Origin of the sequence: Stenotrophomonas sp. SMYL86, from assembly GCF_036320025.1 — a bacterium.
In the GTDB taxonomy this organism is placed as follows: domain Bacteria; phylum Pseudomonadota; class Gammaproteobacteria; order Xanthomonadales; family Xanthomonadaceae; genus Stenotrophomonas; species Stenotrophomonas maltophilia_A.
In genome coordinates this window covers 496,798-520,026 of the sequence record NZ_JAWIRU010000001.1, presented here as the reverse complement: position 1 = coordinate 520,026, position 23,229 = coordinate 496,798, and the positions used below count along the sequence as shown (strand labels likewise).

The 23,229-nt window shown below is 65.7% G+C and carries 23 protein-coding genes; all 23 read right to left on the bottom strand.

The genetic code is table 11. The annotated features are described in order from the left end of the window. Window positions 1-243 precede the first annotated feature (243 nt). Window positions 244-660 carry a hypothetical protein gene (locus tag V3B64_RS02420; RefSeq protein ID WP_121503210.1) on the bottom strand — a complete coding sequence of 139 codons (417 nt, stop codon included), beginning with the start codon at window positions 658-660 and terminating at the stop codon, window positions 244-246. Window positions 661-845: 185 nt separating this feature from the next. Continuing rightward, window positions 846-2,351: a sigma-54 dependent transcriptional regulator gene (locus V3B64_RS02415; protein WP_049421906.1), complete on the bottom strand. Its 1,506-nt coding sequence runs from the start codon at window positions 2,349-2,351 to the stop codon at window positions 846-848. Continuing rightward, complete coding sequence (locus V3B64_RS02410) at window positions 2,348-2,725, bottom strand: response regulator transcription factor (protein ID WP_010485922.1); 378 nt, start codon at window positions 2,723-2,725, stop codon at window positions 2,348-2,350. The genes V3B64_RS02415 and V3B64_RS02410 overlap by 4 nt, the downstream gene beginning before the upstream one ends. 14 nt (window positions 2,726-2,739) lie before the next feature. After that, entirely contained in the window at window positions 2,740-4,149 is a 1,410-nt protein-coding gene (gene rpoN / locus V3B64_RS02405) for an RNA polymerase factor sigma-54 (RefSeq protein WP_329913553.1), read from the bottom strand. A 285-nt stretch (window positions 4,150-4,434) separates the two neighbouring features. Then, the gene (locus tag V3B64_RS02400) at window positions 4,435-5,067 is read right to left on the bottom strand and encodes a response regulator transcription factor (protein WP_032970105.1); all 633 of its coding nucleotides are present in this window, start codon (window positions 5,065-5,067) and stop codon (window positions 4,435-4,437) included. Between the two features lie 91 nt (window positions 5,068-5,158). Continuing rightward, window positions 5,159-5,737 carry a PilZ domain-containing protein gene (locus tag V3B64_RS02395; RefSeq protein WP_010485910.1) on the bottom strand — a complete coding sequence of 193 codons (579 nt, stop codon included), beginning with the start codon at window positions 5,735-5,737 and terminating at the stop codon, window positions 5,159-5,161. Beyond that, window positions 5,734-6,024: a hypothetical protein gene (locus V3B64_RS02390; RefSeq protein WP_125429337.1), complete on the bottom strand. Its 291-nt coding sequence runs from the start codon at window positions 6,022-6,024 to the stop codon at window positions 5,734-5,736. Before V3B64_RS02390 ends, V3B64_RS02395 begins: the two co-directional genes overlap by 4 nt. Beyond that, on the bottom strand, window positions 6,021-6,440 hold the full coding sequence (gene fliS, locus V3B64_RS02385) for a flagellar export chaperone FliS (protein WP_049398118.1): 420 nt from the start codon (window positions 6,438-6,440) through the stop codon (window positions 6,021-6,023). The genes V3B64_RS02390 and fliS overlap by 4 nt, the downstream gene beginning before the upstream one ends. 125 nt (window positions 6,441-6,565) lie before the next feature. Beyond that, window positions 6,566-7,906: a flagellar filament capping protein FliD gene (gene fliD, locus V3B64_RS02380; RefSeq protein ID WP_049421909.1), complete on the bottom strand. Its 1,341-nt coding sequence runs from the start codon at window positions 7,904-7,906 to the stop codon at window positions 6,566-6,568. Window positions 7,907-8,089: 183 nt separating this feature from the next. Next, window positions 8,090-9,580: a flagellin gene (locus V3B64_RS02375; protein WP_107431890.1), complete on the bottom strand. Its 1,491-nt coding sequence runs from the start codon at window positions 9,578-9,580 to the stop codon at window positions 8,090-8,092. A gap of 222 nt (window positions 9,581-9,802) precedes the next feature. Beyond that, entirely contained in the window at window positions 9,803-11,296 is a 1,494-nt protein-coding gene (locus tag V3B64_RS02370) for a flagellin (protein ID WP_197612176.1), read from the bottom strand. Window positions 11,297-11,382: 86 nt separating this feature from the next. Beyond that, the gene (flgL, locus tag V3B64_RS02365) at window positions 11,383-12,591 is read right to left on the bottom strand and encodes a flagellar hook-associated protein FlgL (protein WP_049398114.1); all 1,209 of its coding nucleotides are present in this window, start codon (window positions 12,589-12,591) and stop codon (window positions 11,383-11,385) included. Then, on the bottom strand, window positions 12,588-14,468 hold the full coding sequence (flgK, locus tag V3B64_RS02360; RefSeq protein ID WP_049398113.1) for a flagellar hook-associated protein FlgK: 1,881 nt from the start codon (window positions 14,466-14,468) through the stop codon (window positions 12,588-12,590). The genes flgL and flgK overlap by 4 nt, the downstream gene beginning before the upstream one ends. Window positions 14,469-14,476: 8 nt before the next feature. Then, window positions 14,477-15,676 (bottom strand): flagellar assembly peptidoglycan hydrolase FlgJ, encoded by a 1,200-nt coding sequence (gene flgJ / locus V3B64_RS02355; RefSeq protein ID WP_329913552.1) that lies wholly within the window; start codon window positions 15,674-15,676, stop codon window positions 14,477-14,479. Between the two features lies 1 nt (window position 15,677). Further along, complete coding sequence (locus V3B64_RS02350; RefSeq protein WP_049421917.1) at window positions 15,678-16,814, bottom strand: flagellar basal body P-ring protein FlgI; 1,137 nt, start codon at window positions 16,812-16,814, stop codon at window positions 15,678-15,680. 2 nt (window positions 16,815-16,816) lie between these two features. Beyond that, window positions 16,817-17,509, bottom strand: a complete 693-nt coding sequence (gene flgH / locus V3B64_RS02345) for a flagellar basal body L-ring protein FlgH (RefSeq protein WP_010485899.1) — start codon at window positions 17,507-17,509, stop codon at window positions 16,817-16,819. 22 nt (window positions 17,510-17,531) lie between these two features. After that, window positions 17,532-18,317 carry a flagellar basal-body rod protein FlgG gene (gene flgG, locus V3B64_RS02340; protein WP_005409571.1) on the bottom strand — a complete coding sequence of 262 codons (786 nt, stop codon included), beginning with the start codon at window positions 18,315-18,317 and terminating at the stop codon, window positions 17,532-17,534. Window positions 18,318-18,419: 102 nt separating this feature from the next. Then, window positions 18,420-19,169, bottom strand: a complete 750-nt coding sequence (locus V3B64_RS02335) for a flagellar basal body rod protein FlgF (protein WP_032127377.1) — start codon at window positions 19,167-19,169, stop codon at window positions 18,420-18,422. Window positions 19,170-19,201: 32 nt separating this feature from the next. Continuing rightward, window positions 19,202-20,425: a flagellar hook protein FlgE gene (gene flgE, locus V3B64_RS02330; RefSeq protein ID WP_107431886.1), complete on the bottom strand. Its 1,224-nt coding sequence runs from the start codon at window positions 20,423-20,425 to the stop codon at window positions 19,202-19,204. 32 nt (window positions 20,426-20,457) lie between these two features. After that, complete coding sequence (locus V3B64_RS02325) at window positions 20,458-21,141, bottom strand: flagellar hook capping FlgD N-terminal domain-containing protein (RefSeq protein WP_049421924.1); 684 nt, start codon at window positions 21,139-21,141, stop codon at window positions 20,458-20,460. A 23-nt stretch (window positions 21,142-21,164) separates the two neighbouring features. After that, window positions 21,165-21,572: a flagellar basal body rod protein FlgC gene (gene flgC / locus V3B64_RS02320; RefSeq protein ID WP_010485892.1), complete on the bottom strand. Its 408-nt coding sequence runs from the start codon at window positions 21,570-21,572 to the stop codon at window positions 21,165-21,167. 3 nt (window positions 21,573-21,575) lie between these two features. Then, entirely contained in the window at window positions 21,576-21,971 is a 396-nt protein-coding gene (gene flgB, locus V3B64_RS02315; RefSeq protein WP_005409576.1) for a flagellar basal body rod protein FlgB, read from the bottom strand. 155 nt (window positions 21,972-22,126) lie between these two features. Then, on the bottom strand, window positions 22,127-23,071 hold the full coding sequence (locus V3B64_RS02310; RefSeq protein WP_049421926.1) for a chemotaxis protein: 945 nt from the start codon (window positions 23,069-23,071) through the stop codon (window positions 22,127-22,129). Between the last annotated feature and the right edge of the window lie 158 nt (window positions 23,072-23,229).

The following is a 23,229-nucleotide window of genomic DNA, read 5'->3' as shown; positions in this document are numbered from 1 at the left end:
GTGGGGTGGCGGGGTGGGTCCGGTTACGGGGGACGCTGCAAGTACGTCCATGTAAGCTCGGTCGCCGCATCCATGCGGCTCACGCCCCCGCAACCGGACCCACCCCGCCTTCGACAATGTCCTGCGATCTGACGGACGAGCATGGACTGCCCATGGTGGGTGTCGACCTTGGTCGACACGTTCTGGTCGGCACGGGCTCTTACCCCATTGAAGGCGCCATTTAACCGGCGTCGGTTTTCTGGCCTATGGCTGCAGGGTCCAGCGGCCGGAATTCTGGCGCTGGCGGGGTGCGATGGGGCCGTCGTGCTGGGTGTAGATGAAACGGCCCTGGTGATTGGTTTGGCAGGTCAGCAGCAGGGTGTAGTGGGCCGGTCCTGCGGGGTGGGCTTCAGTCATCTCGATTTCCGCGATATGCGGGGCCAGGCGCTGGTAGCGGTAGCTGCCGCCGATGCGGAGGTCGGTGCCGAGGATGTCCAGCACGTACTGGCTGCCGGCAAAGCTGACCTGCACCATGCGTCCGGCATTGGGGTTGTCCGGTGCGTACAGCGGGTCGCTGAGGTTGGTGAACTGGCGCTGGTCCAGTGTGGTGGGCAGGGTGCAGTCGGCGGCGCTGGCCAGGGGCGGGCAGAGCAAGGCGGCGAGCAGGGTGAGGCGATGCATGGTGGGACCTCGTTGGGGTGTCCTTGCCATGCTCCGCACTGCGGCGGTGATGTCTTTAGGAAAACGTGCAAATGCAATGGGGCCAGATCTCTTTCCGCAGGAAAGGGATCTGACCCCAGGTACTGGAAACACCAACGCCCGGGCAAGCCCAGGCGTTCGTGCCCCCTTCATGCTGGTCGCGAGGTTCAGCCGGCCAGTTCGGCCTGCTCGCGTTCGATGCCGTACTTGCGCAGCTTTTCCACCAGGGTGGTGCGGCGCAGGCCGAGCAGCTGGGCGGCGTGGGCGACGACGCCCTGGGTGCGTTCCAGTGCTTCGTTGATCAGGCCCAGTTCGATGTTGGCCATGTGGTTGCGCAGGTCCATGCCTTCATCGGGCAGCGCCGCCGGTGCTGCGGCGCGATTGACGGCAATGCCGTGCTCCAGCGCCGGTTGGTTGCCGCCGCCCGGGGTGTGGAACGAGAAGCTGCGCAGGTCGAGGCGTTCTTCGCTGGCCGTCGGCTGTACCGGTGCCGGTGCGGCCACCGCTGCCAGTGCAGCGTCGCCACGGTAGCGGGCCGGCAGGTCCTGCACGCGCACCGATCCGCCCGGGTGCAGCACCGCCAGGCGCTCGACCAGGTTGGTCAGTTCGCGCACGTTGCCAGGCCACTCGTAGCCGGCCAGGGCCTGCAGGGCTTCCGGGGTGAAGCGCACTTCGCCACGGCCGGTGCGGGCCAGCTGTGCGGCGATGGTTTCCACCAGCGCCGGCAGGTCTTCGCGACGCTCGCGCAGGGCGGGCACGTCGATCGGGAACACGTTGAGGCGGTAGAACAGGTCCTCGCGGAACTTGCCTTCGGCGATGCGGGTTTCCAGGTCGCGATGGGTCGCGGCCACAACGCGTACGTTGCAGCGGATGGTCTGGTTGCCACCGACACGCTCGAAACTGCGTTCCTGCAGCACGCGCAGCAGCTTCACCTGCATCGGCAGGCTCATGTCGCCGATTTCGTCGAGCAGCAGGGTACCGCCTTCGGCCATTTCGAAACGGCCCTTGCGCGCGGTCAGTGCGCCGGTGAAGGCACCCTTTTCGTGGCCGAACAGTTCGCTTTCCAGCAGGTCGGCCGGAATGGCGCCGCAGTTGATCGCCACGAACGGGCCGTCGCGGCGCGGCGAGCGCTGATGGATTGCGCGCGACACGACTTCCTTGCCGGTGCCGGATTCGCCCAGCACGAGCACGGTGGTGTCGAATGCGGCCACCTGTTCGATCATCGTGCGCAACGCAGTCACCGCCGGACCGTTGCCGGTCGGGCCCTGGTCCTGCGCGGCGCCGGCCTGGTGCTCGGCGTCCAGGCGCTTGAGGCTGGCGCGGCGCAGCAGGGCTTCCATCTGCGCATGGCGCAGCGGCGTTTCCAGCGGCCAGATGTTGGCTTCGTGCAGGCCGTGCTGATGGGCAAAGGCTGCGGCATCACCGTCGGCCAGCAGCACCGGCGGCGGCAGGCTGCTGCCGCCCAGCCAGTTGTACAGCGCGGTGCTGGCAGCGGTGTCGTCCAGGCTGCCGACGATCACGGCCATCCAGTCGTTCTGGCGCTGGCGACCCAGGTCGAAGTCGGCCGCGTCGGAAACCCAGCGCGGGTTGAAATCCATGAATTCCAGCAGGGCAACGGTGCGCTCTGCACGCACGGCGTCGTTGTCCAGCACCAGGATGCGCGATTCGCTCACGATCGATCCTCCCTGAGGCCTTCCAGGATCGGCATGACTTCCTGGATGTAGGACAGCTTGCTGACAAAATTGTCGGCGCCAGCGCGTAGCGCGTGTTCGCGGTGCTCGGCGTCGTCGAAGTGGCTGGCGATCACGATGTACGGTGCATCGTCCTGCGACTTGATCAGGCGGGTGGCCTGCAGGCCGCCCATTTCTGGCATCGCCAGGTCCATCAGCACCACCTGCGGGCGCAGCGTTTCCGAGCGCTCGATCGCTTCCAGGCCGTTGCCGGCGCTGCCGACGATCTGCAGCCAGTCGATCTTGCGGAAATGGCGCATCGCCGCGTTGATGAAGCCCTCGTGGTCATCGACCAGCAGGACCGTGAGCTTGTTCATGTCCAACATCCTTTTCAGCCCACCCGGGCCAGCTGCGGTTGCCTGGCGCCAAGCCGGCGCCGTTCACGGGCCGGGGCGATGTCCAGTTGTTCTCGGTATTTTGCGACGGTTCGGCGGGCAATGTTCACCCCCTGGCGCGACAGCAGGCCGGCGATGGCCTCGTCGGCCAGCGGGCGGCCGGCCGGTTCGGCGTCGATCAGGCGGCGGACCATGGCCTTCACGGCCTGCCCGGAGACGCTGGCGCCTTCCAGGCGCACGGCGAAGAAGTGCTTCAGTTCGAAGGTGCCGCGCGGGGTCTGCAGGAACTTGCCGGTGGTGATGCGCGAGACGGTGGACTCGTGCATGCCGATTTCCTCGGCCACTTCCTTCAACGTCAGCGGCGCCATGGCCTCCTCGCCACGCACCAGGAACGCGGCCTGGCGCTCGACGATCACCCGCGCGGTGCGCAGCAGGGTGTCGTAGCGCATCGACAGGCCGCGGCTGAACCAGCGCGCTTCCTGCAGCATTTCGCGCAGTGCCGGTGCGGCCTCGCTGGTCTCGGCCAGGGCCTGTTCGTACTGGCTGTTGATCGAGACGCGGCGGCTGGTCGCCGGATTCAGCGCCACCTTCCACTGGTCGTCGGCGTGCCAGGCGACCACGTCCGGCACTACCACGGCATTGCGTTCGGGCAGCAGGCTGTCACCCGGGCGCGGCTGCAGCGAGAGGATCAGGCGCACCGCCTCGCGCACGTCGTCGATCTCGGCGTCGTGCAGGCGAGCGAGGGCGGGGTAGTCGTGCGCGGCCAGCGCGTCGAGCGCGCCATCGAGAATGCGTGCCGCCAGGTGGCGGGCGGGGACTACGCCGTGCAGGCTGCGCAGCTGGGCCTGCAGGCCTTCGCGCAGGTCCTGTGCGGCCATGCCGGCCGGCTCGCCATGCAGCAGCTGCTGACGGATGGCTTCCACGCCTTCGGCGGCGATGTCGAACTGGGCGCTGGCCAGCAGCTGCAGCTGGTCCAGCGGTGCCTGCAGGTAGCCTGCCTCATCGCAATGGTCCAGCCAGAAGGCGGCCACGGCCAGCTCGCGGTCATCCATGTCCAGCGACAGGCGCTGCAGCACGCGCAGCTGCGGGTCGCTCGATTCGCCGGCGGCGATGCGCGCCATGCGGTCGTCGTCGCCGTCCTGCCAGCTGGCGCCGGCCACGTCCCACATCGACGACTCGGGCAGCTCGTCGAACGCAGCGGTTTCCAGCGTGGTGGCGCCGGCCTCGGTGGCTTCGGCGGTGGGTGCTTCAGCCTCTTCGATCTCCAGCAGCGGGTTGGAGTCCAGCAGGCGCTGGATTTCCTGTTCCAGGTGCAGGCCATCAAGCTGCAGCAGCCGGATCGACTGCAGCAACTGCGGGGTGAGGTGAAGTTGTTGGCCCAGCTGGGCCGAGAGTGCAGCCTTCATCGTGGTTCCCCGGCACCGCTCTCCGGCGCCTTGTGGAACGCATCTTGCTTTTGATCCGGCGGGGGCGGAATCAGGGGGTTCCTGAGGGGCTTCGTGAATGTCCTGACAGGGTGTAGGGGTATTCCCTACATTGTCGCGGAATGTTGACGATGATTGCCGCTAAGTTGCTGATTTCCGGTGTGGGTGCCGGGTTAAGCGGGCTGCGCCGTGTACGGATTCCTGTCGGGGCGTGTCGGGGTGACGGGAATTCGTCGTCAGTGCGGATCTGGCCTCCTTCGCGGAGGATCACTCCAGCTCGTGCTGGTGGCGCGCGGCCAGCAGCAGCAGATCGTTGGCGCGGCGACAGCCCAGCGACTCCATCATGCGTGCGCGGTGGGTTTCCACTGTCTTGACGCTGATGCCGAGGTCGGCGGCGATTTCCTTGTTGCTTTCGCCCTTGCCGATGCGGCGCAGGATCTCGCGCTGGCGCGGCGACAGTGCGGCGATGCCGGTGGGTTTCTCGCGACCGAGCATCGGTGCCAGCATCTTGGCGGAGATCTGCGGGCTCAGGAACACCTGGCCGGCGTGCGCGGCACGCAGCGCCAGTTCAAGCTCCTGCGGTGCGGCATCCTTGACCAGGAACCCGACCGCACCGCGATCGAGTGCATCGCGCACGTGTGCGGCGTCGTCGTGCATGGTCATCATCACCACCCGCGTGCCGGGGGCGCGCAGGCGGATGTCGCTGAGGGCTTCCAGGCCGGTGCGGCCGGGCAGTGACAGGTCCATCAGGATCACGTCCGGGGCGTGCTGCAGGGCCAGCTGCAGTGCCTGCTCGGCATTGCTGGCCTCGGCGACGAGCTGCACGTCGGCAAACCCCTGCAGCAGCCGCGCCAGGCCGGCGCGGACCAGGGTGTGATCGTCGACGATGAGAACTCGCACAGGCACGTTGGAGGTCCGTGAGGGGAGTCCACCTTAACTTAGCTGAACGGGCGCGCCAAGGGTTGCCCATCCGGCGTCATGGTGGCAGGTTTCAGCGGGCGCGGCGTGCTTCGGCCACCTGGCGGCGATGCAGGCGGAACAGATGCCGCTCCATTGCCATCTCCAGGCCATCGCCAAGACGCTGGAAACGCAGCCACAGGTAGTGACCACCGCCACCGTCCGCCGCTTCGGCGATCACTTCCACGGGCAGGTCGATATGGTCAGGCAGCCAGTCGCTGGGCTGCAGGCGCACCAGGCCGGCCTGGCCGGGGCTGGCGCCGCTGCGCGGCCCCAGCTGCAGGCGGATGCCGCGGCGTGACCAGCGCACGGGGCGCAGCGTCAGTTCCTGGCCCTGCTGGCGTACCAGACGGCCGAGCAGCACCATCGCCAGATCCAGCTTGGCTTCCAGCCGCTGCAGCTGCAGGCTGGACTCATTGCGGTCGTCGTGCTCGTCAACGCGGCTGTCCTCGACCAGGGCCAGGCTGCGCAGCAGACCTTCGGCACTGCTCGTGCGACCGGCGGCGCTGCCTGCCTGGAACTCGGCCGGCAAGGCCAGCTCGCAGCTGAGCGTTTCGTCGAACAGCTCGCTTTCGGCGGGGTGGTGCAGCGACGTGGTCGGCAGTTGGGTCATGCGAGTGATTCTGCCTGTAGATAGGCATGCGCCGCGCGAAGGGAGCGGCCGGTGTGCTTCAGGTGAGCTGCGGCTTCATCGCGGAGGGAGATCATGCGCGCCAGTACGCGTTGCTGGTGGTCACGCAACGCGAGGATGGCGGCATCACTGGGGCGCTCGACAACCAACGACAGGGCAGCCACGGCTTCCAGGTGTTCGGCCATCAGGCGTTCGCTGGTGTCGTGGTCCTCGCCCTGGAGGCTGGTTTCCAGCGTATCAAGGGCGTCGTGCATAGTTTGAAGGTTCATGGCGCCACCGCTTTGGTGACCTGGCGCTGGTCTGCAGGAATCGCGTTCCAGGCCGAGTCGATCTCCACCATCAAGCCCAGGGCTTCCTTCAGTGCGGTCGGATCGTTGTGCAGGTTGCCCTCGGTCAGGCGCATGATGACGAAGTCGTACAGTGCCGACAGATTGCCGGCAATCTCGCCGCCGGCTTCGTGATCGAGCGAGCCGTTGAGGTGGCCGACGATGGCGCAGGCTTCGCCGATGGCCTTGCCCTTGCGCGCCTGGTCATTCTGCTGCAAAGAGGCTTCAGCGGTGCGGATGCGCTCGCAGGCACCGGCAAGCAGCAGCGCTACCAACTTGTGTGGATCGGCATCGACGACCGAGGTGGTCACGCCGACTTTTCGGTACTGCTCGGCGAACTGCCGATTGGAACCGTACATAGGGGAAGTCTCCTGGAATGCCTGCCCATCCGCGTGGGTTGAGGGGTTCGGCACGGGTCTAACGGGTTATCGGCGCAGCCGGGGCTCTACTTGAGTACCGACTGCGCCGGAAAAATGCCTGGAAATCAGTTGCCGAGCTGCTGGATGAGCGAGCCGCCGGCCGATTGCATCTGCGTGACCATCTTTTCCATCGCGGTGAACTGCTTGGTGTAGCGGTCGGCCACCTTTTCCATGTTCTTGTCCAGCTCGTCCAGCTGCTTTTCCAGTGCCTTGATCTGCTTGTTCAAGGTCGCCGTACGCTGGGTGATCGTGCCGGTGGTCGCGTCCAGGCTGCTCTTCAGCAGTTCGGTCATCGGCTTGCCCAGCGCGCCCTCTGCACCGAACAGCTTGGTGGCGGCCTCCGGGTTCTTCGCCAGCGCGGTGTCGAGTTTGGCGCCATCAAGGCTCATGCTGCCGTCGGCGGCAATGGTGATGCCCAGATCCTTGAGGTCGTTGACGTTGGCACTCAGCTGGGCGCGCAGCTGCTGCTGCAGGCCACGGACCATGGCGTCGCCGGTCATGGTCGAGGCCGTGCGCGTCTCAGCGTTGTAAGCGCTGGAATTCTTCAACGTGGTCTGGATGCCGTTGTAGGCGGTGATGAAGGCCGTGAGATTGGTCTTCAGCGTGCTGTTGTCCGGAGTGACGGTCAGCGTCTGCGTCTCGCCTTCCTTCGCCTTGGTCAGGGTGAGGCTGATGCCGGGTACCAGGTCGGTGATCGTGTTGGAGCTGCTGGTGCGGGTGAAACCATCCACCACCACCACCGCATCCTTGGCGGGCACCATTTCGGTCATCTTCGATGCGGATGTGCCGTCATAGGCCAGCTCGGAGAGTCCGCCATTGCCGCCACTGGCGCTGACCTTCAACGCGCCCTTGCTGCCGGAATCAACGGCGGTCAATACCAGGTGCATGCCATCGTCGGCGGTCACCACGGCCGCGGTGACGCCCTTGCTCTCGGCGGCGGAATTGATCTCGGCTGCGATCTTCTCCATCGTCGCGCCGGGTTCGATGTTCACGCTGATGGACTTGTCGCCGTATGCGATCGTCAGCGTTCCGTCGCCAACCACGGCGTCCTTTGTATACGCCTTGGAGCTGAGCTTCTGGTTCTGTGCCAGGGATTTGACTTCCACCTGGTGGCTGCCCGCAGCGGCCTTGCCGGCGGTCGTGCTGGTGTCCAGGGTCGCAGTGAAGTTCGACTCGGTCGGCGTGCTGACTTTCAGGCCGGGGGTGGCCACACCCTTGACCAGGGTCTTCAGCGCGCTCTGCAGACCTGTCATTCCGCTTTTGATGGTGCCAAGCGCCGAAAGCTTGGCGCTGGCGGCAACACCCGCCGAGTTGATCTGCTTTTCCCGGGGCTCGCGTTCCTTGGCGGTCAGCTGTGCAACCAGGCTGGGAATGTCGAGGCCGGAACCAATCGTGCCGATGGCCATGAGGGGAATCCTTTTTCTTGGACGGGCCGGGCGGGTGTCCTGCACCTGCTATCGGCCTGGGAGGGGCGAGCTTGAGCGTGGAAACGCTCTCCAGCCTTCTGCAAGGCCCATGCCAATCCGCCACCGGGCACGAAGAAGGGGGCTTGCGCCCCCTTCCCGTTGTTGCCTTGTACTACCGCTGGATCAGCGCAGCAGGCTCAGCACGTTCTGGCTGGACTGGTTGGCCTGGGCCAGCATGGCGGTACCGGCCTGCTGCAGGATCTGGTTGCGGGTCAGCTCGGCGGTTTCCGAAGCGTAGTCCACGTCGCGGATGCGGCTGCGGGCAGCCGACATGTTCTCCGACGAGGTGTTCAGGTTCGCAACCACCGAGGTGAAGCGGTTCTGGATCGCACCCAGGTCGGCGCGGGCGGAGTTGATCGAGTTCAGGGCTGCCTCCATCGCCAGGATGGCGTTGTCGGCACCCTTGACCGAGGAGATGTCCAGGTCAGCAAACCCAGTAGCGGCCTTGCCTGCTGCGTAGTTCGCCGACGAGCCTTCGGACAGGCCGGTTTCCTTGGTCAGCGTTGCAGCGTCGGTAGTGCCGGCCACCGCGATGGTCACATTGCCGGCCTTGTCGGTCAGCTGCATCTTGCCCTCGACCAGTGCTGCGGTAACGCCGGTATTGTGGGTCTGGGCATTGACTGCGTTGACCATCTGGGTCGCACGATCACCGGCGTTGCCAACGGCGGTCAGGTCAATCTGAGCGCTGCCGGTGCTGCCGGAGAGCGTGAAGCTCGCCTTGCCGAAACCACCGGAAGTGTGCGTGCCCTGTACCGTGTTCCCGTTGACAAATGCCCCTGCAGCATCAGCGCTGAGCTTGACCTCCATCTTCTGCCCGTCGGCCTTGGTGAAGGTCAGATCGCCATCTGCAGCCTTACCCGATGCAACGATCCCCTTGGCGGCGAGTTCAGCGGTCTTACCGGCAATGGCGGTGTCGATTGCGGCAGCGGTGGCAGTAGAGGCGTCAGCATTGGTGTACACATTCACGCCACCGACATCGATCGTGAAGGCGCCGTTAGCAGTCGGAGCGGCGAAGGCGCCAAAGCTGCCGGAGGTGGTGGCGGTGCCGGTGTTCGGGACGCCGCCGGTCAAGGAGCCATCCGTCGAGGCGGTCGTCCAGTTCCCCAGCTTGCTGATGTTGGCATTGGTAACCTGGGAGATGTTGATCGTCTGGCCCTGGTTGGCGCCGATCTGGAAGGCCTGGTTGGTGAAGGTGCCGTCCAGCAGGTTGGTGCCGTTGAAGTTGGTCTGTTCGGCGACGCGCTGGATTTCCTGCTTCAGCAGCTGTACTTCAGCATTCAGGGCCTGGCGATCCGAGGCCGAGTTGGTGGCGCTGCGCGACTGCACAGCCAGCTCGCGGACGCGCTGCAGGTTGTTGCCGATCTCACCCAGTGCACCTTCGGCGGTCTGGGCCAGCGAGATGCCGTCGTTGGCGTTGCGGGCGGCCTGGTTGGCGCCGCGGATCTGGGTGGTGAAGCGCTCGGAGATCGCCAGGCCGGCGGCATCGTCCTTGGCGCTGTTGATGCGCATGCCCGAGGACAGGCGCTGAATGGTGGTGGCCATGTTGGCGCCGCTGGTGCCCAGGTTGCGCTGGGCGTTCAGCGACATGGTGTTGGTGTTGATGACTTGTGCCATGGTGCGGTTTCCTTGTAGGCAGTGTGTCCGGCAGAGCAGCCTGACCGGTTTCGGGGGGCAGTGGCTGGCTTCCCCCCAAGGGGTGTGCTACCGCTGCTGAAATCAATAACGGCACTACCCCTCCGGCCTTTAGCGGAGTTTCGATCCTTTTTTCTCTGGTCAAACGAAAAGGCCCCGCCATCTGCATGGCGGGGCCCGGCTCCAGCTCGAGTGGTGCAGGTATTACGACTGCAGCAGGCGCAGTACGTTCTGCGGCACCTGGTTGGCCTGGGCCAGCATGGCCGTGCCGGCCTGCTGCAGAATCTGCCCACGGGTCAGTTCGGCGGTTTCCTGTGCGTAGTCAACGTCACGGATGCGGCTGCGCGCAGCAGACAGGTTTTCCGAATTGGTGTTCAGATTGGCGATGGTCGAGGTGAAGCGGTTCTGGATTGCACCGAGGTCGGCACGCGCCGAATTGACGGACTGCAGCGCGGCATCCATCGCAAGGATGGCGTTGTCGGCGTTGGCCTGTGACGAAATATCCAGATCAGCGAATCCAACGGTTGCCTTGCCGGCAGCGTAGGTCGTGGAGCTGCCAGGGGCGAGGCCAGTTTCCTTCAGAAGTGCAGGCGCGTCCGTGGTACCGGCCAAGCCTACAGTGACATTGCCTTCCTTGTCGGTCAGTTGCAGCTTGCCATCCACCAGTGCCGCGCTCACGCCGGTGGCGTGGGTCTTTGCGTTCACCGCGTTGACCATCTGAGTGGCACGATCACTTGCGTTCTTTGCCGGATCCAGATCGATGGTTACCGAACCCTTGGAGCCTGAAAGCTGGAAGCTGGTCGGGCTGTACCCGCCAGCGGTATGCGGACCCTTGACCTTGTCGCTGTTGCCGAAGGTTGCCGCCGCAGCGGTGCTCATGTTCACCTGGAGGGTCTGTCCATCGGACTTGGTGAACGTAAGGTCGCCGGTGGCGACATCGCCTGAGACGGAAATACCAGCTGCCGTGAGCGCCGCTGCTTTGCCATCGATCGCGGCCTGAAGATTCGTTTCCGTCACACCAGACGCGTCGGCGACGTTGACGATATTGATGCCGCCCACGTCAATGGTGAAGGCTGCAGTGCTGGTTGTCGGGGTAAATGCGCCAAATGCTCCCGTAGAGGCGACGTTGCCGGTATTCGGCACGGCACCGGTCAGCGAGCCATCAGTTGACGCACTGGTCCAGCTGCCCAGCATGTGCACATTCGCATTGGTGATCTGCGAGATGTTGATGGTCTGGCCCTGGTCGGCGCCGATCTGGAAGGCCTGGTTGGTGAAGCTGCCGTCCAGCAGGCTGGTGCCGTTGAAGTTGGTCTGCTCGGCAACACGCTGGATTTCCTGCTTCAGCAGCTGCACTTCGGCGTTCAGCGCCTGGCGGTCCGAGGCGGAGTTGGTTGCGCTGCGGGCCTGAACGGCCAGTTCGCGGATGCGCTGCAGATTGTTGCCGACTTCGCCCAGTGCGCCTTCAGCGGTCTGTGCCAGCGAGATGCCGTCGTTGGCGTTGCGCGCGGCCTGGTTGATGCCACGGATCTGGGTGGTGAACCGCTCGGAGATCGCCAGACCGGCGGCGTCGTCCTTGGCACTGTTGATACGCATGCCCGAGGACAGGCGCTGGATCGAGGTGGCCAGCGAGCTGCTGCTGGTGGACAGGTTGCGCTGAGCGTTCAGCGACATGGTGTTGGTGTTGATGATCTGTGCCATGGTGCTTCTCCGTGGTTGCTCGGTTGTTTCGGTGTGGAAGGCGCGGGACGCGCCGTGCTGGAAGACGGATGGAACGGGGAAAGGGACTAGCGGATCTTGTTGAACAGGGACATCGCCTGCATCTGGCTGAAGATCGTCTGGGCGGCTTGAAGGGCGGCGGTCTCCAGCTTGTATTGGCCGATGGCATCGGCGTAATCGAGGTCGCGCATCGTCGAGAGCGTGCTCTTGACGGTGACGGCAGTGGCTTCGCGGGCGCTGGCCGCGGTATCGATGGCGGCCAGCTGGGCGCCGCCCTTGGCGCGGGCGTCGATCATCGTTTCCGAGGCCCTGTTGAGGTCGCGGATGCTGGACTGCAGCGTGTTCTGCAGCGCCGTGCGCTGGCTTTCGGTGGACGGGTCGGTTTCCAGTGCAGCGACCAGTTTGTCCAGGGTGGAGAAGATGTCGCGGCTACCCGCGTCGCTGACGTTGAACTGATCACCGGCGGCTGGCTTGCCCTCGATGCGCATGCGCACGCCGCCAACGACAATGTCCTCGCCGGGTTTGTGGGTTCCGCTGCCGACCACCGTGCCGGTGCCATCAACCACCTCATAGGCACCTTCGGCAGTGCCGGTGAAGCGGACATTGAGCGTGCCGCCGGCCCAGCTGCCGCTGCCGTCACGGCTGACTGAGGTCAACAGGCCACTGCCGGTGTTGCCGGCGGCCGCGCTGGCATCCACACGGCCATCGCCGGTGGGGATGCGCATGAAGATCTCGCTGCCGGGCAGGGCGTCGGAGACCAGTTGGCCCGGTGCCACCTCCACCTGCCGCTGGTTCTGGTCACCGCTGTAGGTCACGGTGCCGCCGCTTCGCTGGAACGGGGCGTCAGCGTCGTTGCTGCCGCCGAACAGGTAGCGTCCGCTGCCATCCCGGGAATTGGCCAGCGACAGCAGGCTTTCCTGGATGGTCTTCAGCTCGCTGACGATGGCCTTGAGGTCACTGGCCTTGGGCACCGGACTGTTGGCCTGGATACTCAACTCCACGGCGCGCGACATGAGCTCATTGACCTGAGCCAAGGCGTTTTCCTGCAGGCCCAGGCGGTTCTGCACGCTGTTGGCGTTCTTGCCGAGCTGCTCGAGCCCGGCCACGACACGGTCCAGGCCAACGGCCGTACCTGCAGCGACCGGGTCGTCCTTGGCGGAGGTGATCTTGCTGCCAGTCGCGATCTGCTGCTCGAGGTGGCTGATTTTCGACTGCTTGGCGAGCATCAGCGACACGGACTGGTTGAACATCATCCCGGTGGAAATTCGGCTGCTCATCGACGGACGGCTCCCAGGATGGTCTGGAACATGTTGTCGGCGGTGGAGATCAGCTGTGAGGCGGCCTGATAGGCCTGCTGCAACCGCAGCATGTCGGCTGCTTCCTCATCCAGGTTGACGCCGGAGATCTCGTCGCGGGCTGCCTGCGCCTTGTCCGTGATGACCTGCTGCGCGTCCAGCGAGTACTCGGCCGAACGTGCCGCCGCGCCGACCTGCGTGGTCAACCCCCCCAGCGCACCGTTGAGGGTGACGGTGCCGCCGTTGAAGGCCTTGGCGTCCTCGACCTTGGCCAGCTTTGCCGCGTTGCTGTTGTCCGACGAGCCTGCCGGAGTAGGGCTGATATTGAAGGTGTCGCCGACCTTCGGTGCACCGTCCAGCACGAAGCTCCAGCCATTGGCGCTGATGGTCTGGCCCGGTGTGTAGGTCTGCGGCGGCCCACCGTTGATGGTGTAGGTGGTCGCCGACGTGAACACGATTGCGGCAGGATCGCGCAGGTTCGGATTGGATACATCGTTGACGGTGACGCCGGTCAGCTTCCCGGTGCCGGTGTTGGCCAGTGCAGCCGTACCCTTGACCGCTGCCGCTGCGGCGATGCGGGAGGGATCGGTGATGGCGGTTTCCAGGCTTCCGGCGACGCCCGCAGTCGGCTGCAGGAGGAAACGGTCGTTGGTGGCCGGGGTGCCGCCGACCACCAGCTTGACGCCATTGATCACCAGCGGATCGGCGGTCGTGCCGGTACCGGTCAACGCAACGGTGGCGCCAGTGTCGGCGCGGGTGGCCTGCCACTGGGTGCCGTCGAACTTGAGGACGATGTTCTGTGCCTCCAGCTTGGACAGGTCACCATAGGTCGCAGTGAGGCTGCCAGTACCGGTATTGCTCGCGTTGGGCGTGACGCGTGGGTTGCCGATGGTGAAGAAGTCGCCGCCCATCTTGCCGTACAGGTCCACGCCCTGGTGGTGCGCCTGGTTGAAGCTCTCGGCCAGGCCGACGGCGAGCTTGCCCAGTTCGGCCTGGGCCGGTGTCAGCACGGTATCGCGGAACTCGAGCATGCCGCCGATCTTTCCGCCCACTGCCTTGGGATCGAGCGTGATCGTGTTGCCCTGGGTTTCCAGCGCCAGTTGCAGGCGTTCGGGCTGATATGGATCGGTCACCGTAGTGACCTTGGACGCGGTCGTGCCCACCACCAGCGCATTGCCGCCTGCGGTATAGACGTTCATCACGCCGCCATCCTGGACGACGGCAGTGCCACCGGTGTAACCGATCAGCTGCGAGATCAGCTGGTCGCGACGGTCGAGCAGGTCCGGCGCCGCGTTGGCCACGTTGCTGCCAATGGCGCCGTTGATCTGCGCAATCTCCTGCGCCAGGCGATTGACTTCCGTGGCGCCGGCAATGAGCCCGTTGTTGACCTCGCTGCTCAGGTTGTTCATCTGCGTGTTGAGCTGCACGAAGCGGCTCGCCAGGGCCTTGCCGCCATCGAGCAGGCTCTGCCGGTCGGCCGTGCCGGCCGCGTTGGACGAAAGGCCACTGACGGCGTCGAAGAAGTTGGACCAGGAGCCGGCGACATTCGTGGCCGGGTCCGAGAACAGGGCATTCACCCGGTCGGCCATGCCCGAAAGCTGCTTCAGGCGTGCCAGCTCGCCGCTGCTGTCGAGCAGGCGCGAGATGGCCAGCTGGTCGGCAGCACGGCGGATATCGGTGATGCGGGTGCCGCTGCCAACGTCCCCAAAGCCGTAGTTCTGCGGATCAGACGTGGCGAAGTCGACCTTCTGCCGGCTGTAGCCAGGGGTGTTGATGTTGGCGACGTTGTGGCTGGTGGTCGCCAACGCACGCTGGAAGGCGAGCAGGGCACCAGTACCGGTGGAAAGTACGCTGGACATGGGGTTCCTCAACGACGAGTGATACCCAGCGCCGCGGTTGCGGTGCTGGCGAAGGTCTGGCCAAGGCGCGAGCCGGCATCGGCGACGGCGCTGACGGCACGCTCGATGGTCGGTCCGCCGGCGATCGCGGCGATCTTGGCCGCGTAACGCGGATCGGTGGCGTAGCCGGCGCGCTGCAAGCCGCGGGCGAAGCCCTGCACGTCGGTGCCGGCCTGCAGGGCCTGCTGGTAACGCGGGCTGGTCTTCAGCAGGCGCACGTAGTCGGCGAAGCTCTCGGCCGGCGAACTGTAGGCGCGGAAGCTGGCGGTCTCGTTGCGGCGCACGCCATCGACATATTCGTGCGTGCCGGCCACGGCGCGCTGGCCGTTCCAGCCATTGGCCTTGATGCCGAACAGGTTGTGCGAGGTGCTACCGTCGGCATGCTTGATGTGGCGCTTGCCCCAGCCGGTTTCCAGCGCCGCCTGGGCGACCAGGGCGCGGGCATCCACGCCCAGTTCCTTGGCGGCACTCTGCGCGTGCTGCCAGATGCTGGCAACGAAGCCTTCCGGGGTGTGCTCGCCCAGCTGGGCGACGGCGGTACGGGTGGCCATCGCATCGGCCGGGCTGATCGCGGTGCCGCGATTGCTGGCGGTGGCCGACCACTGGTCGCTGTTGGCGGCCCAGTTCTCGCCCTGCAGGCTGCCGATGTACGGATCGTCGGTGCCCAGCGAGCGGTGCATGCTGCTGCTCTCGCGGCCGGCGATCAGGTCCAGGGCCTGTTCCATCGGTGCGACCGCCGCCTGCGCACCGTGCTGTGCACCGGCGGCCATCTGCTGCAGCAGGCGCACGGCCTGGCTGCCGTCTTCCAGCGGCAGCGACGGTGCCGGCTTGGCCGGTGCATTGAGCTGGTAGGCACGACTGGCCTTGGCCGGGTCCACGCGGGTATCCAGCGCCGGGCCGTCGGCGGCCTGGCCGGACAGCTGCCGGCTGATCATGCCCGACAGGCCCAGGCCCTTGCCGCGGGTCATCGCCTCGGCAATCTTCTGGTCGTACATCTCGCGGAACATCTTGTTTTCGCCGGGGAACAGCGAATCGCCGAAGCTGGCGTCACGCATGCTCTTGACCAGCATCTGCGCGAACTGGCCTTCCAGCTGGCGCGCGACCTTGTCGATCTTGGCCGGATCGTTCTGTTGCGCCGGGTGCAGATCGAATGCGGGAGTGATACGCATATCAGATCACCTCGAGCTCGGCACTCAGTGCGCCGGCCTGCTTCAGGGCTTCCAGGATCGCGATGAGATCGCCCGGTGCCGCGCCCACGGCGTTCACCGCGTGCACGATCTCGTCCAGGGTGGTGCCGCCGCTGAACTTGAACATGCGGCTACCGTCGTTGGTGGCGGTGATGGTCGACTGCGGGCTGGCCACGGTGCGGCCGCCGGACAGCGCATTGGGCTGGCTGACGTTGGTGTTTTCCTGGATCGTCACGGTCAGCGAACCATGCGAGATCGCCGCCGGTCCCACGCGCACCTGCTGGCCGATGACCACGGTGCCGGTACGCGAATTGACCACCACCTTGGCCGGGGCGCTGCCGGGGGTGAGTTCCAGGTTCTCGATGCGTGCCAGCAGGCCGATGCGCGCGCCTGGGTCGGTCGGCGCGGTGACCGCCACGGTCACGCCATCGACCGCACGCGCCGCACCTTCGCCGAAGGCGTTGTTGAGCGCGGCAACCATGCGCGAGACCGTGGTGAAGTCGTTGTTGTGCAGGTTCAGGGTGATGTCGCCGCCGTTGGCCAGCGGGTCGGGCAGGGCGCGTTCAACGGTGGCACCGTTGGGAATGCGGCCGACGCTGGGCACGTTCACCGAGACACGGGAACCGTCTTTGCCCTGCGCACCAAAGCCGCCGACGATCAGGTTGCCCTGGGCGATGGCATAGATCTGGCCGTCAGCACCGCGCAGCGGCGCCATCAGCAGCGAACCGCCCCGCAGCGAGACCGCGTTGCCGATCGAGGACACGGTGATGTCGATCGGCTGGCCCGGCTTGGCGAACGGCGGCAGTTCGGCGTGGATCGCCACGGCGGCCACGTTCTTCAGCTGCGGGTTGACGTTCGGCGGCACGTTGACGCCCAGTTCGCCGAGCAGGTTCTTCAGGCTCTGCACGGTGAAGGGTGCCTGGCTGGTGCGGTCGCCGCTGCCATCCAGGCCGACCACCAGGCCATAACCCACCAGCGCATTGCCGCGCACGCCGCCGACCTGGGCCAGGTCCTTGATGCGCTCGGCGCTGGCCGGGGCAGCCACGACCAGCAGCATCAGCGCGACGAACGACGCCATGCGTCGCTGCCAGGAAGAAGAGGAGAAGAGTTTCATGGCCATACTCAGAACGGCGTCAGGCCGGAGTTGAAGAAGCGGCTCAGCCAGCCCATCGCGTTGGACTGCGCGACGGGACCGCGGCCGCCGTAGACGATGCGGGCCTCGGCCACGCGGCTGGACGGAATGGTGTTGTCCTGGCTGATGTCGCCCGGGCGCACGATGCCCTGCACCTGCACCAGTTCATCGCCCTGGTTGAGCCGCAGGTTCTTCTGCCCCTGCACCACCAGGTTGCCGTTGGGCAGGCGTTGGACCACGGTGACGGTGACGCTGCCCTGCAGGCGGTTGCTCTGCGCGCTGTTGCCCTTGCCGGTGAAGTCACGCGCGCCCTTGGCTGTGGCACTCAGGATGTCCTTGCCGCCGAGGGTGACCGGAGCGCCGAGAATGGACGGCGTTCCCAGGCTCAGGTTCGATTCCTTGTTGGTGGCCGTGTTGGCGCTGGTCTGCGCGGTGGTGTTTTCCAGCAGGGTGATGGTCAACAGGTCGCCAACATCGCGCGCGCGCCGGTCCGAATACAGCTGCAGGGTCGGGCCGGCAGCGTAGATCGCACCGGCGGTCGGCTGTGCCTGCGGCGGCATGATCGGCTGGATCGGTGCCATCGTCGGGTAGGGGCGCACGTCGCCCGCGATCACGCAGCCACCGAGCAGGGCGGCCACGGCGCAGGCGAGAGCAGTGCGGGCGAAGTTGGAAATGGGCGACATGGCAGTTTCCCGGTTTGGCCGGTCAGAGCTTGTTGTTGAGATAACCGAGCATCGAGTCGGTGGTGGAGATCGCCTTGGCGTTCATCTCGTAGGCGCGCTGGGTTTCGATCATCGACACCAGCTCTTCCACCACGTTGACGTTGCTGCCTTCCAGCGCGCCCTGCACCACAGTGCCGAGGCCGTTGAGGCCGGGGTTGCCGTTCTGTGCCGGGCCGGACGCAGTGGTCTCCAGGAACAGGTTCTCGCCACGTGCCTGCAGGCCAGCGGGATTGACGAAGTCGGTCAGGGTCAGTGCGCCGACTTCCACCGAGGCGGCGCCGTCGGCCATCTTCACGCTGATGGTGCCATCGGTGCCGATGGTCACCGACTGCGCGCCTTCGGGAATCTGGATGCCCGGCTGCACCGGGTAGCCGCTGTTGGTGACCAGCTCGCTGTCCTGGTTGATCTTGAACGAGCCATCACGGGTGTAGGCCGAGCTGCCATCAGGCATCTGAACTTCGAAGAAGCCGCGGCCATTGACCATCACGTCCAGGGCGCGGCCGGTCTGCTGCTGGCCACCCTGTTCAAAGTTCTTGGCGGTGGCTACCACGCGCACGCCGGTACCCAGCTGCAGGCCGGTGGGCAGCTGCGTCTGCGCCGACGAGGAGCCGCCGGGCTGGCGCACCTGCTGGTACAGCAGGTCTTCAAAACTGGCACGGTCCTGCTTGAAGCCGGTGGTGTTGGTGTTGGCGAGGTTGTTGGAAACCACCGACATGCGCATCTGCTGCGCATCCAGTCCGGTTTTCGCGATCCACAATGCCTGGTTCATCTTCGATGTCCTGTCTGCTGAAGCCGGCCGCGTGGTGCGGCCCTTGGTATCGGGTGTGCAAGCGGTGTGCCAGCGCCGGCATCAACCGGCGCCGGAATTCCGTCAGCTGCCCAGGCGCAGCATGCTGTTGGCGCTGCGCGCGTTTTCGTCGCCGTGCTTGATCACCTGCACCTGCATTTCGTACTGGCGCTGCAGCTGGATCATCTGCACCAGCGCGCCAGCGGCATCCACGTTGCTGCCTTCCAGCTGGCCGCTGTGCACGGCCGTGCCCTGTGCCGGTGCGAACGGCTGTAGCGGGTCGGTGTTGCGGAACAGGCCATCCAGGCCACGCTCCAGGCGTTCATCCGGTGCCTGTACCACTTTGATGCGACCGATCTGCGCCATGGTCTGCGGACCTTCGCCCTGCGGGATGATCGAGAGCGTGCCGTCGGCGCCGATCTCCATCGCCTGGTAGGGCGGAATGGCGATCGGGTTGTTGTTGTCATCCAGTACCGGGCGGCCGCTGGAGGTCACCAGCTGGCCGTTCGGCGTCACCGACAACGCCGCGCCGCGCGTGTACGCCTCGCTGCCGTCACTGGACTGCACGGCCAGCCAGGTGCCGGTCTGCAGGGACAGGTCCAGCGGCTTGCCGGTGATGTGCTGCGAACCGGGCGTGCGGTTGAATCCGGCGTCGACATGCAGCGCATCCACCCGCGAGGCAAAGCCCGGGCCACGGATCGGGAAGGCTTCGGTGTTGGCCAGCGCTTCCTTGAAGCCGGGGGTGTCGGAGTTGGCGAGGTTGTGGCTGAGCGTACCCTGCGCCTGCAGGGAGGCGCGGGCACCGGTCATCGCCACGTAAAGGGCTTTATCCATGCGGGGAGTTCCGTGACGGGGTCAGCAGGTCATCAACGGATGTTGATGACGGTCTGGGTGATCTGGTCCTGCGTGGTGATCATCTGCGCGTTGGCCTGGAAGTTGCGCTGCGCGGTGATCATGTTGACCAGCTGCTCGGTGAGGTCGACGGTGGACGCTTCCAGCGAGCCGGCCTGAATCTTGCCGAGGTTGGAGGTGTCCGGCATGCCGGTGCGCGGGGTGCCCGACTCGAACGTCTCCACCCACAGGTTGTTGCCCTTCTGCTCCAGACCCTGCGTGTTGTTGAACGTGGTCAGTGCGACCTGGCCGAGGGGCTTGTCGTCGCCGTTGGAGTAGCGGGCATAGACCACGCCGGTTTCCGACACGGTGATCTCGTTGAGCTTGCCAGCGGCATAGCCGTCCTGCTGGGTGTTGCGCAGCGCGAACTTCTCGCCGTACTGGGTCGAGCCGCTGATATCCAGCGTCATGTTCAGCTGGCCCGCGCCGGTGGTCGGGGTGAAAGTACCGAGGCTGACCTTGCCGTTGGCAGGATTGGTCAGCTTGCCGCTGTTGTCGAACGTCACCGGGGTCGGTGCGCCGGCCGGCTGGCCATCCACGTAGTTGCGCACGGTCCACTCGTTGGGGTTGGCGCCCTTCACGAAGTACGAGACCTGGATGTGGCTCACGCCCAGCGAGTCGTACACGGTGATGCCGCCGCTGGAGTGGTTGTAGCTGTTCGAGTCGGTCGGATCGAAATTGGTGACCGTCGGTTGCTTGGCGTTGGCGGGCAGGGTGAAACCGACCTTCACTTCGCTGGTCTGCTTCGGCGCGCTGTCGGTAGTCAGCAGCTGCAGGTCCACGAGGCGGCCGGCATCGAAGTTGGTGCCATCGGCGTTCGGCGCGAACACCTGCAGGCGCGCGCCCTGCGGGTTGATCACATAGCCGGCGGAATCGGTCTGGAAGTTGCCGGCACGCGAGTACACGCGCGAGCCGTTCATGTTCATGGTGAAGAAACCCTCACCGGAGATCGCCATGTCCAGGCTGCGGCCGGTCTGCTCGTTGTGGCCCTGGATGAATTGTTGGGCCACGTTGGAAACACGCACGCCCGAGCCGGTCTGGTTCTTCGACAGGCCGTAGCTGGTGGAGGCGAACAGGTCAGCGAACTCGGCGCGTGATTGCTTGAAGCCGGCGGTATTGACGTTGGCGACGTTGTTGGCGGTGACGCTCAGGTCGGTATTGGCGGCATTGATGCCGGACAGGGAGACGTTGAAGCCCATGGGATGCTCCTGGTAGATGCGGAATGTGCGGCTCAGCTGACGCGGAGCACGTAGTCGATCGGGGCCGTGCCCAGGCCCTTGAGATTCAGGTACAGGCCGTCGGAGCCGACGGTCACGCTCTCCACCGGGGCCTGCACGAAGGTGGACAGCTTGGTGCTCTTGCCGGCGGTGTCGACGTGGTTGGCGACGATGGAGTACTTGCCCGGTTCCATGCGCTTGCCGTTGGCGTCCTTGCCGTCCCACTGAAACGCGGTTTCGCCAGCGGCCTTGGCTTCTACGCTCAGCGAGGTGACCTTGGTGCCGTTGGCATCGGTGATGTCGACGGTCACGATGCCGGCCGAGGGCGCAGCCACCGTGCCTTCGACGCTGCCTTCCTTTTCCAGTACCAGCTTTTCCGACGGCACCAGTACCTGGTGGCCAACCAGAGCGGCACCGCGCAGCACCTGGTCGCTGGCCATCGATTCCTGGAAACCCTTCACCGTCTTGTTCAGATCGGTGATGCCCTGCACGGTGGACATCTGCGCCATCTGCGCAACCATCTGCGTGTTGTCCATCGGCTTCAGCGGATCCTGGTGCTGCAGCTGCTCGGTCATCAGGCGCAGGAAATCGGCCTGGTCCAGCGTGTTCTTCTTCTTGGTGGCGTTGCTGTTCGGGGCGTTCAGGCCGAGCGCGGCGTAGACGTCCTGGTTGGTCTGGTTGTTGACGGCGGTGGTCATGGTGGTATCCGGTGCTGCGGGCCTCAGCGGCCCATGGTCAAGGTCGCCAGGGCCAGTTCCTTGGCGGTGGTCAGCATCTCCACGCCAGCCTGGTAATTGCGCGAAGTCGAGATCAGGTTGACCATCTGCGCCACCGGATCGACATCGGGCTGGTAGATGTAGCCATCACCGTCGGCCAGCGGGTGGCCCGGTTCATAGCGCTTGATCGGCGCGGCTTCGCTCTGGGTGATCTCCTTGACCTTCACCGACGTGATGTTCGGATCGTTCTTGCTGGTCACGGCCTGGAAGATCGGTTCCAGCGGCTTGTACACGGCATCGGCGGAACCGGCGACGGTGTCGGCGTTGGAGAGGTTGGAGGCGATGGTGCTCATGCGCACCGACTGCGCCTGCAGCGCGGAGCCGGCGATATCGAAGATCGGCAGGTTGCTCATGGCTTATTGCCCCGTGATCGCGGTCAGCATGGAACGCACCTTGCTCTCGACGAAGCTGAGCGAGGCGCGGTATTCGAGTGCGGCGCGGCCATAGGCGGCACGCTCGGCATCGGGATCGACGGTGTTGCCGTCCAGGCTGGGTTGCACGCCTTCGCGCGCGATCTGGAACGGGTTCAGGCCACTACTGATCTCGTAGTGCTGCTCGTGGGTGGTGGCCATCAGGCCATTGGCATCCTGCCCCTGGGCGTGGCGCAGGGCGGCATCGAAGTCCAGATCCTGGGCCTTGTAGCCGGGAGTGTCGGCATTGCCGAGGTTGCTGGCGATCAGCTTCATCCGCTGTTCGCGCAACGGCATGGCCTGGGCGTGGACGCCCAGGTAGTCGGTAATCAGGTTGCGCACGGTGCACTCCCACAGGAACGTTGCCCGGGAAGCTGCAAGGGGTGTGCCAAATTCGAGAGGGTAGCGGCGGGGGGGGGGCGGCGGGGCGCGGCCGGGGGGGGGGGGGGGGGCCCCGGCCCCCCCCCCCCCCCCCCCCCACTACCGGATCAGAGGCCTCAGGCCGCCATCGCGACCTTGCGCAGGCGATCCAGCACGAAGTCGGCCAGTTCGTGCGGCGAGTACTTGGCGACGAAGGCGTTGGCGCCGACGCGCTCGACCATCGCATTGTTGAATACGCCCGACAGCGAGGTATGCAGCAGGACGTAAAGGCCGGACAGGCCCGGATGGCGCCGGATTTCCGTCGTCAGCGTATAGCCGTCCATGGCCGGCATTTCGATGTCCGAGATGACCATGGCGTAGCGCTCGGCGGGGTTCTCGCCCGAGGCCTGGATCTGCAGCAGGTGGTCCAGCGCCTGCTTGCCGTCGGAAAGCAGGGTGGCGCCGACCCCAAGCTGGTCCAGCACGCTGCGGATCTGCTGGCGGGCTACACGAGAGTCGTCCACCACCAGCACTTGCAGCTGCGGGCCGTCGGCGGGCATTGCCATCGCCGGGTCGAGTACTGCTTCACCGCGCACCTGGGCGATATCGGCCAGCACGCTTTCAACGTCGATCACCTGGATCAACTCACCCTGGAAGCGGGTCACCGCCGTCAGGTAGCTTGATTCGGCGCCCAGTTCCGGTGGCGGGTGAATGTCTTCCACCGCGATGTTGACGATGCGCTCCACGCCGCTGACCAGGAAGCCCTGGATCGAGCGGTTGAACTCGGTCACGACCAGGTAGCCGGGCGAGGTGTCCGCATCGGGCTCACGCTCGGGGTGGCCGATGGCCAGGCCCAGGTCCAGCACCGGCACCGAGCGGCCACGGACGTCGGCCACGCCGGCGAACTGGCTGGGCAGTCCGGGCACCTGGAACAGCTCCGGGCGGCGCAGGACTTCCTGCACCTTGAAGACATTGACGCCAAAAAGCTGACGTCCGCCGAGGCGGAACAGCAGCAGCGCCAGGCGATTGTGGCCGGCCAGTCGGGTCCGCTGGTCGATCCGGTTGAGCAGGTCATGGGACATGGCTGCTGTATCGGCGGGGTAGGCGCCGAACTTGAGCGCTTTTGTAGAGTCGAGCGATGCTCGACCCTGCCTCTGTAGAGTCGAGCTTGCTCGACTGGTCATGAAAGCAGTCGAGGCGGCCCGCCTAAACACACCCCCCACTGGGCCGCCCCATGCGC